Genomic DNA, 15,121 nt, shown 5'->3' on the forward strand with positions numbered 1-15,121 from the left:
CCCATGACGAAACTTTCCACGGCGGCCCTGTCCCAGCTTCCCGCGGGCGTCGCCCGCCCCGGCTACGACCGTGCGGCCCTGACCCCCGGCATCCTGCACATCGGCGTCGGCAACTTCCACCGCGCGCATCAGGCGGTTTACCTCGACGACCTCTTCGCGCTGGGCGAGGGGCACGACTGGGCGCTGATCGGCGCGGGCGTGCGGGCGACCGACGCCAAGATGCGCGACGCGCTGGCGGCGCAGGACAACCTGTCCACCGTCATCGAACTGGACCCGCAGGGCAACCGCGCCCGTGTGACGGGTTCGATGATCGGTTTCGTCGCGGTGCAGCCCGACAACGCCGCGCTGATCGCCGCGATGGCGGACCCCGCGATCCGCATCGTCTCGCTGACGGTGACCGAGGGCGGCTATTACGTCGATCCCGCCACCGGCGTCTTCGACCCGACCCACCCCGAGATCGTCGCCGACGGCAAGACCCCGGCGAAACCGGCGACCGCTTTCGGCGCGATCCTCGCCGCGCTGAAGCTGCGTCGGGCGCAAGGGACGCAGCCGTTCACCGTGATGTCCTGCGACAACCTGCCCGGCAATGGCAACGTCACCCGCGATGCGGTGGTCGGCCTCGCCCGCCTGTCCGACCCCGCGCTGGCCGACTGGGTGGCCGCCCATGTCGCCTTCCCCAACGGCATGGTGGACCGCATCACCCCCGCGACCGGCCCGCACGAGCGCGCACTGGCGGCCCGTTTCGGCATCGAGGATGAGGTGCCCGTCACCTGCGAGCCCTTCCGCCAGTGGGTGCTGGAGGATCACTTCCCCGCCGGGCGCCCGCCGCTGGAAAAGGTCGGCGCGACCTTCACCCACGACGTTCACGTCTACGAGGCGATGAAGATCCGCATCCTGAACGGCGGCCATGCCATCATCGCCTACCCGTCCGGCCTGATGGACATCGAACTGGTGCACGAGGGGATGGCAAACCCGCTGGTCCGCGCCTTCCTGCGCAAGGTCGAACACGACGAGATCATCCCGCATGTCGCGCCGGTGCCCGCCACCGATCTTGGCGAGTATTATGCGCTGATCGAGGAGCGGTTCTCCAACCCCGAGATTGCCGACACCATCCGCCGCCTCTGCCTTGACGGTTCCAACCGGCAGCCGAAGTTCATCATCCCCTCGCTGCGCGATAACCTCGCCAAGGGGACGGTGCCGACCGGGCTGATCCTGCTCTCGGCGCTGTGGTGCCGCTACTGCGCGGGCACAACCGACTCGGGCGCCGCCATCGCCCCGAACGACCCGAACTGGGACCGGCTGACGGCCACCGCCAAGACTGCGAAGGCCGATCCGGCGGCGTGGCTCGGCATGGCCGACATCTACGGCGAAACCGGGCGCGACCCGCGCGTGCAGGCGGCCTTCGCCACGGCGCTGTACGCGATCTGGGCGAAGGGCACGGCGGCGGTGCTGGCGGATTATCTGGCCGGAAAGCCGCTCTGACCGCGCCCCCTCAGCTCACCAGGTGCCGCAGCCCCTGCGTCACGTCCGTCCGCACCGCCAGCCGCAGCCCCGGATCGTCCCCCGCCCGCAGCGCCGCCAGGATCATGCGGTGATGCTGCGGCGGCTCGTTGCGCCGCAGCCGCCCGTAAAGCGCGCGCATGGTGGGGCCGAGTTGCAGCCAGACGGTTTCGGCGATGGCCAGCATCGCCGGGGCCTGCGCGCGCAGATAGAGCGTGCGGTGAAACTCCAGATTGGTGCGGATGTAGGCCACCGCGTCCTGCTTTGCTACCGCCTCGGCATTGGCGGCGTTGATCGTCTGCAATCGCTCGATCAGCGCGAAATGGGCGCGCGGCAGGGCCCGGCTGGCCAGTTCCGGCTCCAGCAGCGCGCGGATCGACGCCATCTCCTCGATCCGCTCGTTCGACAGTTCCGGCGTGGAAATCCGCCCCGACGACGACATCGTCAACGCCCCTTCGGCCACCAGCCGCTGCACCGCCTCGCGCGCCGGAGTCATTGAAACATCAAAGGTTTTCGCGATTCCGCGCAGCGTCAGCGGTTGCCCCGGCGCCAGTTCGCCATGCATCACCTGCACGCGCAGCGCGCGGAACACGCGGTCATGCGCGGACAAGAGCGAGTCGGAAGGGCGGTTCTGCAACAGCATGGGACAGATGTGATCACGACCAGCCCGCCGGTCAATCCCCGACGCTGGCCCCGACGCTGGCCCCGAAGCTGATCGCGTGCAGACCATGTCCGTGCCGCTTCAACCAGGCGCGCGGTGAGGCAAAGCCCGGCATCAGTCGGCGCACCACCGCCCAGAACGCGGGCGAGTGGTTCATTTCCGCCAGATGCGCCACTTCATGCGCCGCGACGTAGTCCAGCACCTCGGGCGGCGCCATCACCAGCCGCCACGAAAACATCAAGGCCCCGTCCGGCGCGCATGACCCCCAGCGCGACCGTGTGTCGCGCAGCGTCAGCCGGGTGTAGGGCCGCCCCAACGCGGCCGCATGGCGATCACAGGCGGCCTGCAACCGCGCCCGCGCCAGCACCTTCAGGTAGGCTGCCACCCGCGCCGCGGCCCGCTCCGCGTCGCCCGGCACCAGCAGCGCGCCCGCTTCGATCCGCGGCACCCGGCCGGTGCCGGGCCGAATCGGCAGCTCCGCCCCCTCCACCGCCACGGTGCCGCCCATCGCCACCGCGCGGCCGACCGGCATCCGCGCCAGCGCCGCGCGAATCCATCCCTCCTTCTCGCGCGCGAAGGCCAGCGCCTCGGCCTCGCGCGCCCAGGGAGGCAGCGACAGCGTCACGCGCCCGTCAACCCGCGACACCCGCAGCGAAAACCGCCGCGCGCGGGCCGAACGGTGCAGCGTGATCGCAACGGGGGGAGAACCGGGAAGAACTGCCATGACACTCTTGGGCCGCTGAATGCGGTGCGCGGACCTTAACCGCTTCGCGCCGTGGCCAAAAGGCTTTGACACCCCCCGGCCTTTGTGGCAAAGCCCCCCGACTCTGGACAGCGCAGCTATGCAAGGGGACTATCCATGCCCAACCCGGAATGGGGCGTCAAACGCATTTGCCCGACGACTGGCAAACGTTTCTACGACCTGAACAGGACGCCGATCGTCAGCCCCTACACGGGCGAAGTGGTCGATATCGAGGTCTCGCGCCGCAAGGCGGCGAGCGCGATGGCGCGCGCCGTGGTCGAGAAGGAAGACGAAACGCTGACCGACGACATCGAGGCGGATGACGACATCCTCGCCCCGGCGCCCGCCGAGGACGCGGATATCGACGACGATTTGCTGGAAGACGACGAGGACGATACCGTCTCGCTCGACGAACTTGCCGACGTTCCCGGCGACGAGGAATAAGGCCGGACGCGGGGGAAACGGGCTGCGTTTTTCGCTTGCACGCCCCCCCGCGCTTCACTAGATAACCCGGGCGCAGCCGCAAGGCCGCGCACCCCCGGTGGGGTCATAGCTCAGATGGGAGAGCGCTTGAATGGCATTCAAGAGGTCGGGAGTTCGATCCTCCCTGGCTCCACCAATCAAATACTTGATAACTAACGAAAAAGCTGTCCGTTGATCTCGGGCGGCTTTTCGATTAACAACAACTTAACAGCAATCGGGGTCTGCGACTCTACAGAGGGTCCGGCAATTCCGGGTCGTCGTGTTTGCGGCGGCGCACAATTGGACGCTTCTTCATCGTGTTGGCGGGTGGTGCCTTGCCCCACAGTAACTTCCCAAGTTCGGCGACGTAGGTCAGCGGTACCTTCGGATTGTTGATGTCTTTGCCGCCATCACTATGCCACTTTGTTTCCCACAATCGGTAGTAGTGCTCCATGTCCTGCGGCGTTAGCAGGTAGATCGAGATAAGTTCGATGTCCTGGTAGACGGCGAAGATCCAATCGACCTGTCGGTACTTCGCGATGATCACAGGGTTCATGTGGTGATGTGTCGAGAATGAGCGGGTCAGGTTGATGTTGACCGACTTCAACTCGTATTCCGCGCCGGTCGCATCAACCGCGTCGTTGCCTTCGCGACCGGGGATGACTTTCAGCCCCAAGTTCAGAAGAACCTGCAAAAGCTTGCCGCCATTGTCCTGGAATATGTCGTCGATGCCATGCCGTGATGCGAGTTCTTGGTATCTGCGCACGGCGGGCCAAATTTCCGCCAATTCGGCGGCGTCGGGATGCGGCTTGAATCTATTGCTCAACATGGCTCCTCAACAAACTGTCGGGAGACACGGCCAAGGCTGCGGCAATCCTGCCTATGTTGTCGAGCGAGAGGTTGCGCTCGCTCCGTTCAACTGATCCAATATAGGTGCGATGCAAGCCAGCGGCGTCAGCCAAAGCTTCCTGCGACAGCCCACGCTCCTTGCGCAGGTTGCGGATGTTTTCAGCGAAAATCGCACGAAGGGTGGTGTCTCGTTTCACGCGCCCCACTAAAAGGTGTTGATGACTATGAGTCGACAGACTATGAGTAGCACTATGAGGCCTGCATACTCGACAGCACTCGGCTCCGCCTTTGTTGGCGACTCCCGCGAACTTCTGCGGCAGTTGCCTGATAACTCAGTCAACCTCGTGATGACGTCGCCACCGTTCGCATTGCAGCGCAAGAAGGCCTACGGGAACGCGGAGCAGCACGAGTATGTCGAATGGCTGGCTGAGTTCGGTGCGCTTGTTTTCCAGAAGTTGACACCCGACGGTAGCCTCGTGATCGACATTGGCGGGGCCTACGAAAAGGGCGTCCCCATTCGGTCACTCTATCCTTTCCGCACCTTGATCAAGTTTTGCGACGAGATCGGTTTCAGCTTGGCCGAGGAGTTCTACTGGCACAACCCGTCCAAACTGCCGAGTCCGATTGAATGGGTGAACAAGCGCAAGATCAGGACGAAAGATTCCGTCAATACTGTCTGGTGGCTGTCCAAAACGGCGTGGCCAAAGGCGAACGTCTCGAACGTCCTCGCACCCTATTCCGACCGTATGAAGAAACTGATCGAGGACCCCGGCAAGTTCTACACCCCAAAGGTGCGCCCGTCGGGGCACGACATTAGCGCAGGCTTCGGCAAGGATAACGGCGGAGCGATCCCGCCGAACTTGCTTTCGTTTCCGAACACTGAGTCAAACGGGCGCTATCTCGCGGGCTGCAAGACTCTAGGCGAAACCGGGCACCCTGCACGTTTCCCGGCCAAGCTGCCCGAGTTCTTCATCCGATTCCTGACGGAACCCGGCGACGTCGTTCTCGACATCTTCGCCGGATCGAACACCACGGGCGAAGTTGCCGAACGCGAGTGTCGCCGCTGGATGGCGTTCGAGGAACAGCGCGACTATGTTGCGGCCTCGGCTTTCCGGTTTGCTAGCGAGGGCACGGATCTTCGCGCGCTCTATGACCGAGTCATGTCGGGCGACAGCGTCCAGATCGAACGCAGGCAGTTCAGCCTTCTGCCCTGACTGTTGCAGCAACGACGGAGTGCCGGCCAAGTGATTGAGCTTTGCCTGGCCCCCCGCCACCAATGAAAAGGGCCCGTCTCTGCGATCAGAGCGGGCCCTTCAAATCTGTGTGGCACCTTTGGCGCCGGTTTGACCGCTTTGCCGGTTCAGGCAATGGTGCGGCCCTGCGCGCCCATCGCGACATCGTGGATGTCGTCGCGGCGGATGCCGATATCGGCCAGATCGCGGTCGCTCATCACGGTGAGTTCGCGCACGATCCGCAGGTAGTTCTGCCGGCGTTCATACCCTTCGCGCACCCGGTCGAGCGACGAGCGAAGTTCGAGGCCAAGGGCCGATGCCCAATTCTTTGATTGCTTGCCAACGATTGCGTAGGCCATCTTGCGGTTCCTTCCATCACATCTCTTACCCGGCCAATATGGGCGCTTTACCGGGCCGGGACTACGCCGCAATGGGGAATGCTGCAATGCAGCATGCGCATTGCTCGGCTGGCGGTGTCAGGGCATCAGCCCCAGCCGGTTCGCGTGCCACGCCGCCTCGGCGCGCGACGAGATGCCCAGTTTCGCGTAGACCGACTTGATGTAACCCGCCACCGTCGTCTCGGCGAGGCCAAGCTCGGCCGCCACCTCGGCGTTGCGCAGGCCGCGGCTGATCAGGCCCAGCACCTCTTGCTCGCGCCGGGTCAGCGACACGCCTTCCTGACCGATGGGGCCGGTCTGGCGGAAATGTTCCATGATCCGCCGGGCGATCGAGGGCGAGAGGGCGGGCACGCCGTGGCGGATCTGGCGCAGTTGCAGGATCAGCATCTGGTCGGCCTGGTCCTTCAGCAGATAGCCATCCGCCCCCGCCGCCAGCGCGCCGACGATGTAGCTGTCATCGGCCATCACCGTGGTGACGACGCACAGCGCCTGCGACTCGTCCCGCCTCAGCGCGCGCAGCACGTCGAGCCCCGACCCGTCGGGCAGCATCAGGTCGATCAGCACCAGATCGTAGGACTGCGCCATGATCGCGGCGAGGCCCTTGGCGCGGGTCGCCACCGCCTCCACCGCGATGCCGTCAAAGGCCGTGCGCACCAGACCCACCAGCCAGGCGCGCGCCTCGGGCACGTCTTCAAGGATCAGTGCGGTCTTCATGGCATCGCCCCGGTCTCGGCGCGCTTGACCGGAATGAAGCCGCTGACCCGCGTGCCGTGATCCGGCGGCGTTCGCTGGCCGATCTCGATCCGGCCACCCAGCGCCGCCAGCCGCTCGGTCAGGTTGGCGATGCCGCTGCCGCCGGGCGCGCGGTCCCCGGCGATTCCGGTGCCGTCATCCTCGATGCAGAACCGCAACGCCTCGGGGCCAAGGTCGATGGCGACCGTCACCCGCCCGGCGCGGGCGTGGTGGATGGTATTGCTGGTCGCCTCGCGGATGACGGCCTGCAAGGAGGCCACGATGACCGGGTCGGGGGGTAGGCCGGGCTCAAGATCCAGCCGCCAGTCCAGCGCAATCCCGCAGGACGCGAGCAGTTCGGACACCTCACGGCGCAGCTCGGCCAGCATCGCCTCCAATGTGCGGTTCTGCTGGCGGGCATCCGAGACGATCTGGCGCAGGTCCGCCAGCGCCGCGCGCACCAGCCCGTTCTTCTTTTCGACCGGCCCGGCATGCAGCGCGGCAAGCAGCTGGATGCCGATGTTGTCGTGCATGTCGCGCGAAATCCGCGCGCGTTCGTCCAGCACGCCGCGCGCGAAGGCATCGCGGCTCTCCGCCAGATTGTCGAGGAGGCGGGTCATCGCGCCCAGCGTCCGCATGTCGCGTGACGAAAACAGGCGCCGCCCGCCCGATTTCCAGTCAAGCTGCACGGCGGGCAGGCCCGCCACCGCCGGAACCATCAGCGTCATTCCGTCGCCCAGCACACGCGGATGCTCGGGCCCGGCCTCGACCTCGGTCAGCCCCAGGGGCGCGAAGATGTCGTGCAGCAGGTCGCGCCATTTGCGGGCCTGTTCCGGCCGGGTCGGCGACAGCGCGACATCGCTCAGCCGGTCGAACCAGACCTCGGGCGCGGCGACGGGGTCGCGCCAGGCCAGGATACGGCGGGCCACCACATCGCGCAGGGGCAGGTAAAGCGCCAGCACGGCCACCATCGCGCCCTCAAGCCCCTGCAACGGTTTGAACGACAGCCAGGTCAGAAGCGCGGCGTCGATCGCGAGGACCAGCCCAAGCGCGGCAAGGTAGAACAGCACGCGGACCGACCAGGCCTCCAGATCCAGCAGCCGGTAGCGCACGACACCGAGGGCAAGCCCGGCGTAGACGAAGAGAAACGACAGGAAGGCCACGCTCTGCGACAGCGGCATCGGGGCGCCCAGCACGGGCGGCGCGATGATCATCAGCACGAAGACACCGGCGCCGATCAGCACGCTCAGCCCCAGCCATAGCAGCCGCGCCCGCGCCACCGCATCGCCACGGGTGGCGCGGCGCTGCAACCCGACGAAAATCATGATCAGCGTCAGGTTCACCAGCATCGGCACCTGTGTTCCCAGCCAGGGCACGCCGACAAGCTGAAGCGCGTTGAGCACCGGCGGTGGCAGCAGCAACACCGCGGGAAGCAATGCGACCCGCGGGGACAGAAGGCGAACCGGATAGATCATGAACAGGCCAAGCATCCCGACACCGAACATCATCGCCGGAAAGCTGTTGGCCAGCGCCAGGCCCCGGAGCATCGGCGCGGGCAGTGCAAGCTCGCGCGTGCTGTAGACCGATGCCGCGAAGGCCGACCCCATCAGCCCGACGCCGGACAGCAGCAGCAGCCCGACCTCCGGTCCGCCCCGCCGCATCGCAAAGACCCAGGCTCCGGCGATCAGACCAACCAGCCCGACGCCGATCTGCAGCCAGAACGCGGGCTGCAGATCGGACACCGGGCGCACCGCCGCCGCGTTGACCGCAAGGCGGCGCAGGGCACCGCCCGCCTCGACCAGTTCCAGTTCCACCGGGCCCGCGGCGAGGATCGCGTGCAGGCTGTCCTGACGCGCGCGGAATCTGTTCAGGTCATCGTAAGCGGGCAGGACATCCGATTCCTCGATGATGTCGACGGCCTCGAGGGCGACCCGGCGGAGGCCGCCCGACAGCGCCATCAGGCGGCCACCGGGTGCCACGTCGGCCAAGGGGCCGCTTGCGGCGACGGCCGTGACAGCCAGTCCGGGGCCCGTGTCGGCAGCCAGCGTCACGCCAAGCCAAGGCTGGCGCGTGGCCATCTGCACGCAGGCCATCGCGGCGAAGAGGCCGCAGAGCATGCAGATGCCGACAAAGGGCACCGGAAGTAGAAGGCGCTTCATCAAGAACCCACCCGCGAGACATGCTTTCAAGTCTGACGCCGAGCCCGCGTGCTTGTCCACCCCCCCGAAACAGGGGGATGACAGGCCACCGCGGTTCTTCCTATCACTGACCTCGCTGCGTCGTGCAACGCGACGGTATTCCGGCCGCGACCACCTCGGTTTCGGGTTGCCTGTCGTCAGGCGGCGGTCGCAGCGACCCGAAGCGGGCGCGCCGCAAGGGCGCACTGCAGGTTTCAGCACTGCCGCAGGGTATTCGCGGCCACGCTTGGGGGCAGATTTGCGCCCCTGTGAGAACGGCGGGTCGGGGCGTCCCCTCTCCGACCCGCCGGTTTTCTTGGGCCCTTGATCGAAGGGCCTGTGCCTGCCAATGCCCCGGGGCGTTGGCGTCAGAACACCGCCGCCACGTCGTACATCACCGGCTCGAAGCGCGAACAAAGCGCGGCGACGCGGCGGTTGCGCTCACGCATCTCGGGGCTGCGCAGCATCGCCTGAAAATCCTCGCGCCGCCGCCATTTGGAATAATTCGCGATCCGGGTCTGCGCGTCGTTCACATGCAGTCCCGCCTCGATGAACCCCGGCTGGTGCCGGATGAAGGCGCTGTAGGCGTCCTTCAACTCGTCGAGCAGGTCGGCGCAGGTGCCGGGCGTCATCTCGAAGGTGGTCAGCACGGTCTGGCCGTCGAAATCGGGGGCAATGGTGGGCATTCGCTCCTCCCTCTGGGTCGCGCGCGCCGAGTATCGCCCGATGCCGGGCGGACTGTAAACGGCCTTTCCCCGGCATGGGGGGCGGGATAGGGTCGCGGGATGCAGTTCCTTGACCCCAACGATCCGTTCTTCCGGCCCACCTGGCGCCGCTGGGCCACCGTGCTGGTTCCCACCGCCTGGGCCGGTGTCGAGGTCTGGGGCGGCAACTCCGGCTGGGCGCTGCTGTTCGGCGGGGCCGCCGCCTATGCGTTCTGGATGCTGATCCTGCGCGGCCCGAAGGACTGACCGGCTCAGCCCGCCAGCAGGGCCAGAACCTCGTCGGCCAGCGCCTCGACCTCGGCGGTGGCGGGGCTGCGCCCGGCCTCCTGCGCGCCAAGGCCCTGACCCAGCGTTTCGGCATAGACGACCCGGTTGGCAAGGCGCGCCCCCATCAGTTCCGCCGCCAGTTCCGCCGCCGCCAGCGCCACCTCATCCGCCAGCCGTGTGCCCGCCTTGGCGCGGTTGAGCACGATCGTCGCCCGCTTGCGCTCGCGCGCGGCAAGGTCGAGCACGCCCTCGGTCGCCCAGAGGTCGACGTGGCTTGCCGCCACCGGCACCAGGATCAGGTCGGCCTCGCGCAGCGCCGGGCGCAGATCGGCGTCAACCTTTGGCGGCGTGTCGACCAGCACCACATCAACCACCCGGCGCAGCTTTTCGCATTCATAGGACACGCCCCAAGCCGAGGCGGTGGAAAATTCCATCCCCGCATCGCCCAGCCGGTCGCGCCGCGCCATGAACCAGCGGCCCAGACTGCCCTGCGGATCGGTATCGAGCAGCGCGACCGTCATTCCCCGCCGCGCGAACGCCACCGCCAGATTGACCGCCAGCGTGGTCTTGCCGCTGCCGCCCTTCTGCTGCGCCAATGTGATGACCTTGCCCGCCATGCCGCCCCCCCTGAAAATGCTGCGACGCAGCATGGCATGAATCAGGCGCCGATGCACCGGAAAAGCACCGGGCGCCCGCAGGCGCCCTTTGCCCTGCGGCCGAAATGGATCACCGCAGCGCTTGCCCGATCAGTGCAGATCGTCGGGCAGGATGCCCGCGGGGATGTTCTGGTAACTGACCGGCCGCAAAAAGCGGCGGATCGACAGCGTGCCGACACTGGTCGCACCGAAGTTGGTGCTGGCCGGGTAGGGGCCGCCATGCACCATCGCATCGCAGACCTCGACCCCGGTCGGGAAGCCGTTCGCCAGCACGCGGCCCGCCTTGCGCTCCAGGATCGGCATCAGGCTGCGGGCCAGATCACTGTCGGCGGCGTCAAGGTGCAGCGTGCAGGTCAACTGCCCTTGCAGGCTGCGCGCGATCGCCAGCATCTGCGCCGCGTCCGTCACCGTGACGATCAGGCCCAGCGGCCCGAAGACCTCTTCTCCCAGCGCATGGTTCGCCAGCCAAGCCTCGCCCGTCACCTCGAACAGGTAGGGCGTCGCGTTGCGCAGATCGCAGACCGAGGTCAGCACCTCCTGCACACCCGCCGTTCGCGCCACCCGGTCGCGCCCCGCGCGATAGGCTGCGGCGATGCCGTCGGTCAGCATCACCTGCGCGCCGACCTGCGCCAGCGCCGCCTTGGCCGCCGCGACAAACGCATCCGCCTCCGGCCCCGCGATCACCACGGCAATGCCGGGGTTGGTGCAGTATTGCCCGGCCCCCAGGCTCAGCGACCCGGCCCAGCCGCGCCCGATCTCGGCCCCGCGCGCGGCAACGGCGGCGGGCAGCAGGAACATCGGGTTGACCGACCCCAGTTCGCCGAAGAACGGAATCGGTTCCGGCCGCGCGGCGCAGAGGTCGAACAGCGCGCGGCCGCCGGCCAGCGATCCGGTGAAGCCGACCGCCTTGATCAGCGGATGCTGCACGACGGCCTGACCCACCGCGCGGTTGCCGCCCTGAATCAGGCTGAACACGCCCGGATGCAGGCCACAGGCCAGGCGCGCGGCATTGACCGCCTCGGCGACAATCTCGCCGGTGCCGGGATGGGCGGAATGGCCCTTGACCACGACCGGGCACCCCGCCGCCAGCGCCGCCGCCGTATCGCCCCCCGCCGTCGAAAACGCGAGCGGGAAGTTCGACGCGCCGAACACCGCGACCGGCCCGATCGGCCGCTGCATCAGCCGGATCTCGGGCCGGGGTGCGGGCTGGCGGTCGGGCAGGGCGGGATCCAGCCGCCGGTCCAGATAGTCGGCCTTCAGGATATGGCTGGCGAACAGGCGCAACTGCCCGGTCGTGCGGCCGCGCTCGCCCTGCAACCGGGCGGGCGGCAGGCCGGATTCCTGGCTGCCGATTTCGGTGATCGCCTCGGCGCGCGCCTCGATTTCATCCGCGATCGCGTTCAGGAAGGCCGCGCGGGCCGCGCGCGTGCTGTAACCATAGCTCCAGAACGCCGCCTCGGCGGCTTTGGCCGCAAGGTCGACCTGCGCCACCGTGCCGACCGAAAAGTCATGCGCCGGGCCATGTGCGGGGTCCGAGCGAAAGGTTGCCCCGCCGCCGATCCATTCGCCCGCGATCAGATGCTTGCCGTGAGGGGTAAAGGTCATGTGTCGTCCTCTTTCGCGATCGGGGGGTGCCGCGAAGGCCCCCCCCCTTGCCAGCGGGTCATCGGGGGATCCCGCGACCACCGCAACTCCGGCCCGATAACTTTCAGAGTTTTCGCGCTGGGTCCAGTCTTGCAATGCCGCCTGAGAGATACCCCTCCGGGCGATGGCATTGCCCGCCCCGTCACCCGATCCCGTTCGCCCGTCCGACGAAGTCGACGAGGTGAGGCACATAGTCCTCGGGGCCGTTGCCGCCGGTGGCCATGGCCAGCGCGAAGCTGTTCTTCACCGCGCTGGCGACGGGGGTGCCGACCATCGCCGCATTGGCCATGGATTCGACGTAGCGCATGTCCTTATAGGCGTTGGCCAGGGTGAAGCGGTGAGCGGCGCGGTTGCCCTCCAGCGCGTAGCCCATGAAGGTCTGGTAGAAGCCGCAATCCATCCGGCCGCCACGGATCACCTTGTCGAAGGTTTCGATCGGGATGCCGACCTTCTTCGACAGCGTCAGCGCCTCGGCGTAAAGCGCGCCATAGCCCAGCGAGATGAAGTTGTTCAGCAGCTTCATGCGGTGGCCGTCGCCGACGCCGCCGATATGCACGATCTTGGCGGCCCAGGTGGCGATCACCGGCTGGATGCGGGCGAACACCGCCGCCTCGGCGCCCACCATGCAATCGAGCGTGCCCTCCCAGGCCTCTTTCGGGGTGCGGCTCAGCGGCGCATCGGCGTAGGCCACACCCTGCGCCGCCATCTCTTCGGCCAGCCGCTGGGTCACGGTCGGCTCGCCGGTGGAGCAATCGACGATCACCGTTCCGGGGGCGAGGTCGGCCTTCATCGCGGCGACGGCGGCGGCAGCCTCGGGCGCCCCGGTCAGGCACATGAAGATGATCGACGACGCGCGGGCGAGGTCCGGGAGGCTGGCCGCCTCGGTGGCGCCACGGCCCACAAGGTCATCGACCGGGGCGCGATTGCGGTGGGCGATGACGGTCAGGGGATAGCCCTTCTCGACGATGTTCTTCGCCATGCCGTGGCCCATCAGGCCGGTGCCGATGAAGCCGATGGTTTCGGGTGCGGTGGTCATTCGTGGTCTCCTCCGGGATGGGGCGCGCGCGGTCAGGCGAGCTTGAAGCGGGCTTTCAGGTCGGCGATCTGGTCGGGCGTCAGCGGGCGGATCGCTTGGCCCTGCAACAGCAGGTAAAGCCGTGCCGTCTGTTCCAGTTCCTCGGTCGCGTATTGCGCGTCGGCGAGCGTGGTGCCCGCAACGACCGGGCCGTGGTTGGCCAGCAGCACGGCATGGTGCCGCCCGGCCAGTGCGCGCACGGCCTGCGCCAGATCGGGGTCGCCGGGGGCGAAATAGGGCACCAGCGGCAGCTTTCCGACCCGCATGACGTGATAGGCGGTCAGCGCGGGCAGCACGTCGGCGGGGTCGACGTCGCGCAGGATGCTGACGGCGGTGGAATGGGTGGAATGCAGGTGCACGACGGCGCCCGCGGTGGCGCGTTCGTCATACATCGCGAAGTGCAGGAGCGCCTCCTTGGTCGGCGCATCGCCCGACACGAACCGGCCGCCCGCGTCGAACAGCGACAGCCGCGCGGGGTCGAGCGTGCCCAGCGAGGCGTTGGTGGGCGTCATCAGCCAGCCGCCATCGGGCAGCCGGGCCGAGATGTTGCCGCTGGACCCGGCCGTCAGCCCCCGGTCGAACAGCGAACGGCCGATCCGGCAGATCTCGTCGCGCAGGCGGGTTTCGTCAGACATCGGCGGGCTCCAGCAGCGACCAGGCGGTCAGGAAGAAGTCGGGCCCACCGAAGTTGCCCGACTTCAGCGCGAGCGCAAGGTCCGGCCCGGCGATGCTGCGGGTCCAGGGCACGCCCGGCGCGATCTCGGGGCCGATGGCGAGCACGCTGACGCCAAGCGCGGCCACCACCGCGCCCGAGGTTTCGCCCCCGGCGATGATCAGGCGGCGGAACCCGGCTGCCGCCAGATGGCGCGCCACCTCGGCCAACGTCTCCTCGACCAGCGCGCCCGAGGCATCGCGGCCGAGGCGCGACTGGATCGCCGCAAGCTCGGCCGGTTCGGCGCTGGAGTAGAGCAGCGGCGGGCGGTCCCCGGCCTGCGCGATCATCCAGGCCGCGAGGGCTTCGGCCGTCTCGCGCCCCGCGGCCAGCGCCGCCACGTCGATTCGCCGGGCGGGCAGGCCCGCAGCGATCGCCGCCGCGATCTGCCCCCGCGTCGCCTGCGAACACGACCCGGCCAGGATCGCCGCGCGGCCGACCGGGGCGGCCATCGTCGCCGGGCGTTCGGCCCCGGCGCCTGCGACCTGCCGCGCCAGCCCCAGCCCGATCCCCGACCCGCCGGTGATCAGGGCCATGTCGGCGCAGGCTTCGCCCAGCGTCAGCAGGTCGGCATCCTCCAGCGTGTCGGCGATCAGGATGCGCAGGCCCGCCGCCCGCGCGGCGGCGAAGGCCGCGCGCACCGCCTCGGCCCCCTGCCGGATGGTGCCGATCGGCAGCAACCCGACCGGCAGCGTCGTCTGCCGCCCAAGCACACGCACCAGATCGGCGTCGCGCATCGGGGTCAGCGGATGATCCTTCAGCGGGCTTTCCGACAGCAGCCGGTCGCCGACGAAGAGGTGCCCCTGATAGACGGTGCGACCGGCCGCCGGAAACGCCGGGCAGGCAATGGTCAGCGCCGTTCCGGTCAGGTTCATCAGTGCCTCGGCCACCGGGCCGATATTGCCCGCGTCGGTGGAATCGAAGGTGGAGCAGTACTTGAACAACAACCGCTCCGCCCCCGCATCCCTCAGCGCGCGCGCCGCCGCCACCGACAGCGCGACCGCGTCACCCGCCGCCATCGTGCGCGACTTCAGCGCCACCACCACCGCCTCGGCCCCGGTCAGATCGGTCGCCGGGTCCGGCACGCCGATCACCTGGATCGTGCGCAACCCGGCCCGCGACAGCATCAGGCAAAGGTCGGTCGCCCCGGTGATGTCATCCGCCACCGCGCCGATCAGCATGGCGCGGCCCCTTGGCCGCGCTCTGGCCCGGCGCTACATGGGTCTTGCATTGCGTTTCCTTGTCAGGCTAACACTTGTCATGACAACGCTATCATTTGGGTTTTTCCA

At 68.0% G+C, this 15,121-nt stretch carries 17 protein-coding genes and 1 tRNA gene; 5 read left to right on the forward strand and 13 right to left on the reverse strand.

All coding sequences use genetic code 11. The annotated features are described in order from the left end of the window. The first annotated feature begins 3 nt into the window (after positions 1-3). Positions 4-1,482 carry a mannitol dehydrogenase family protein gene (locus tag AC11WY_RS14130; RefSeq protein WP_482926571.1) on the forward strand — a complete coding sequence of 493 codons (1,479 nt, stop codon included), beginning with the start codon at positions 4-6 and terminating at the stop codon, positions 1,480-1,482. Positions 1,483-1,492: 10 nt separating this feature from the next. Here AC11WY_RS14130 and AC11WY_RS14135 read toward each other — a convergent pair whose 3' ends face one another. Both AC11WY_RS14135 and AC11WY_RS14140 read right to left on the reverse strand, forming a co-directional pair. After that, complete coding sequence (locus tag AC11WY_RS14135; RefSeq protein ID WP_482926605.1) at positions 1,493-2,137, reverse strand: GntR family transcriptional regulator; 645 nt, start codon at positions 2,135-2,137, stop codon at positions 1,493-1,495. Positions 2,138-2,174: 37 nt separating this feature from the next. Next, positions 2,175-2,885, reverse strand: a complete 711-nt coding sequence (locus tag AC11WY_RS14140; RefSeq protein WP_482926573.1) for a M48 family metallopeptidase — start codon at positions 2,883-2,885, stop codon at positions 2,175-2,177. 135 nt (positions 2,886-3,020) lie between these two features. On the opposite strand from AC11WY_RS14140, the gene AC11WY_RS14145 reads away from it, so the two are divergent. Together AC11WY_RS14145 and AC11WY_RS14150 are read left to right on the forward strand one after the other, a co-directional pair. Beyond that, positions 3,021-3,347 (forward strand): TIGR02300 family protein, encoded by a 327-nt coding sequence (locus tag AC11WY_RS14145; protein WP_482926575.1) that lies wholly within the window; start codon positions 3,021-3,023, stop codon positions 3,345-3,347. A gap of 99 nt (positions 3,348-3,446) precedes the next feature. After that, positions 3,447-3,522: transfer RNA gene (locus AC11WY_RS14150), tRNA-Ala, on the forward strand. 93 nt (positions 3,523-3,615) lie between these two features. Here AC11WY_RS14150 and AC11WY_RS14155 read toward each other — a convergent pair. Together AC11WY_RS14155 and AC11WY_RS14160 are read right to left on the reverse strand one after the other, a co-directional pair. Next, positions 3,616-4,191: a hypothetical protein gene (locus AC11WY_RS14155; protein WP_482926577.1), complete on the reverse strand. Its 576-nt coding sequence runs from the start codon at positions 4,189-4,191 to the stop codon at positions 3,616-3,618. Beyond that, the gene (locus AC11WY_RS14160) at positions 4,181-4,411 is read right to left on the reverse strand and encodes a helix-turn-helix domain-containing protein (RefSeq protein ID WP_482926579.1); all 231 of its coding nucleotides are present in this window, start codon (positions 4,409-4,411) and stop codon (positions 4,181-4,183) included. The genes AC11WY_RS14155 and AC11WY_RS14160 overlap by 11 nt, the downstream gene beginning before the upstream one ends. Before the next feature lie 54 nt (positions 4,412-4,465). Between AC11WY_RS14160 and AC11WY_RS14165 the strand changes: the two genes are divergently transcribed. After that, positions 4,466-5,428 carry a DNA-methyltransferase gene (locus tag AC11WY_RS14165; RefSeq protein WP_482926581.1) on the forward strand — a complete coding sequence of 321 codons (963 nt, stop codon included), beginning with the start codon at positions 4,466-4,468 and terminating at the stop codon, positions 5,426-5,428. 146 nt (positions 5,429-5,574) lie between these two features. On the opposite strand, the gene AC11WY_RS14170 is transcribed toward AC11WY_RS14165, so the two are convergent. The 4 genes from AC11WY_RS14170 to AC11WY_RS14185 all read right to left on the reverse strand — a co-directional run bounded on the left by AC11WY_RS14170 (position 5,575) and on the right by AC11WY_RS14185 (position 9,439). After that, on the reverse strand, positions 5,575-5,805 hold the full coding sequence (locus tag AC11WY_RS14170; protein WP_482926583.1) for a DUF1127 domain-containing protein: 231 nt from the start codon (positions 5,803-5,805) through the stop codon (positions 5,575-5,577). Between the two features lie 117 nt (positions 5,806-5,922). Continuing rightward, entirely contained in the window at positions 5,923-6,558 is a 636-nt protein-coding gene (locus AC11WY_RS14175; RefSeq protein ID WP_482926585.1) for a response regulator, read from the reverse strand. Further along, positions 6,555-8,735: a sensor histidine kinase gene (locus tag AC11WY_RS14180; RefSeq protein ID WP_482926587.1), complete on the reverse strand. Its 2,181-nt coding sequence runs from the start codon at positions 8,733-8,735 to the stop codon at positions 6,555-6,557. Before AC11WY_RS14180 ends, AC11WY_RS14175 begins: the two co-directional genes overlap by 4 nt. A gap of 386 nt (positions 8,736-9,121) precedes the next feature. After that, positions 9,122-9,439 (reverse strand): antibiotic biosynthesis monooxygenase family protein, encoded by a 318-nt coding sequence (locus AC11WY_RS14185; RefSeq protein WP_482926589.1) that lies wholly within the window; start codon positions 9,437-9,439, stop codon positions 9,122-9,124. Between the two features lie 99 nt (positions 9,440-9,538). Between AC11WY_RS14185 and AC11WY_RS14190 the strand changes: the two genes are divergently transcribed. Then, positions 9,539-9,724 carry a hypothetical protein gene (locus tag AC11WY_RS14190; protein WP_482926591.1) on the forward strand — a complete coding sequence of 62 codons (186 nt, stop codon included), beginning with the start codon at positions 9,539-9,541 and terminating at the stop codon, positions 9,722-9,724. Positions 9,725-9,729: 5 nt separating this feature from the next. Here the strand turns inward: AC11WY_RS14190 and parA are convergent, their stop codons facing one another. The 5 genes from parA to otnK all read right to left on the reverse strand — a co-directional run bounded on the left by parA (position 9,730) and on the right by otnK (position 15,013). Beyond that, entirely contained in the window at positions 9,730-10,362 is a 633-nt protein-coding gene (gene parA / locus AC11WY_RS14195) for a ParA family partition ATPase (protein WP_482926593.1), read from the reverse strand. Positions 10,363-10,491: 129 nt separating this feature from the next. Continuing rightward, entirely contained in the window at positions 10,492-12,006 is a 1,515-nt protein-coding gene (locus AC11WY_RS14200; RefSeq protein ID WP_482926595.1) for an aldehyde dehydrogenase (NADP(+)), read from the reverse strand. A 181-nt stretch (positions 12,007-12,187) separates the two neighbouring features. Next, positions 12,188-13,081: an NAD(P)-dependent oxidoreductase gene (locus tag AC11WY_RS14205; protein WP_482926597.1), complete on the reverse strand. Its 894-nt coding sequence runs from the start codon at positions 13,079-13,081 to the stop codon at positions 12,188-12,190. Positions 13,082-13,113: 32 nt separating this feature from the next. Continuing rightward, the gene (gene otnC, locus AC11WY_RS14210; protein ID WP_482926599.1) at positions 13,114-13,755 is read right to left on the reverse strand and encodes a 3-oxo-tetronate 4-phosphate decarboxylase; all 642 of its coding nucleotides are present in this window, start codon (positions 13,753-13,755) and stop codon (positions 13,114-13,116) included. After that, positions 13,748-15,013 (reverse strand): 3-oxo-tetronate kinase, encoded by a 1,266-nt coding sequence (gene otnK, locus AC11WY_RS14215; RefSeq protein WP_482926601.1) that lies wholly within the window; start codon positions 15,011-15,013, stop codon positions 13,748-13,750. Before otnK ends, otnC begins: the two co-directional genes overlap by 8 nt. Between the last annotated feature and the right edge of the window lie 108 nt (positions 15,014-15,121).

This window comes from Solirhodobacter sp., from assembly GCF_964715405.1.

What these genes read in the sequence shown, in the direction of transcription:
- AC11WY_RS14205 (WP_482926597.1), bottom strand. Translation starts at nt 13,081, where the DNA reads ATGACCACCGCACCCGAAACCATCGGCTTCATCGGCACCGGCCTGATG.
- otnC (WP_482926599.1), bottom strand. Translation starts at nt 13,755, where the DNA reads ATGTCTGACGAAACCCGCCTGCGCGACGAGATCTGCCGGATCGGCCGT.
- AC11WY_RS14200 (WP_482926595.1), bottom strand. Translation starts at nt 12,006, where the DNA reads ATGACCTTTACCCCTCACGGCAAGCATCTGATCGCGGGCGAATGGATC.
- AC11WY_RS14185 (WP_482926589.1), bottom strand. Translation starts at nt 9,439, where the DNA reads ATGCCCACCATTGCCCCCGATTTCGACGGCCAGACCGTGCTGACCACC.
- AC11WY_RS14140 (WP_482926573.1), bottom strand. Translation starts at nt 2,885, where the DNA reads ATGGCAGTTCTTCCCGGTTCTCCCCCCGTTGCGATCACGCTGCACCGT.
- AC11WY_RS14170 (WP_482926583.1), bottom strand. Translation starts at nt 5,805, where the DNA reads ATGGCCTACGCAATCGTTGGCAAGCAATCAAAGAATTGGGCATCGGCC.
- AC11WY_RS14165 (WP_482926581.1), top strand. Translation starts at nt 4,466, where the DNA reads ATGAGGCCTGCATACTCGACAGCACTCGGCTCCGCCTTTGTTGGCGAC.
- AC11WY_RS14180 (WP_482926587.1), bottom strand. Translation starts at nt 8,735, where the DNA reads ATGAAGCGCCTTCTACTTCCGGTGCCCTTTGTCGGCATCTGCATGCTC.
- AC11WY_RS14130 (WP_482926571.1), top strand. Translation starts at nt 4, where the DNA reads ATGACGAAACTTTCCACGGCGGCCCTGTCCCAGCTTCCCGCGGGCGTC.
- AC11WY_RS14145 (WP_482926575.1), top strand. Translation starts at nt 3,021, where the DNA reads ATGCCCAACCCGGAATGGGGCGTCAAACGCATTTGCCCGACGACTGGC.
- otnK (WP_482926601.1), bottom strand. Translation starts at nt 15,013, where the DNA reads ATGCTGATCGGCGCGGTGGCGGATGACATCACCGGGGCGACCGACCTT.
- parA (WP_482926593.1), bottom strand. Translation starts at nt 10,362, where the DNA reads ATGGCGGGCAAGGTCATCACATTGGCGCAGCAGAAGGGCGGCAGCGGC.
- AC11WY_RS14190 (WP_482926591.1), top strand. Translation starts at nt 9,539, where the DNA reads ATGCAGTTCCTTGACCCCAACGATCCGTTCTTCCGGCCCACCTGGCGC.
- AC11WY_RS14175 (WP_482926585.1), bottom strand. Translation starts at nt 6,558, where the DNA reads ATGAAGACCGCACTGATCCTTGAAGACGTGCCCGAGGCGCGCGCCTGG.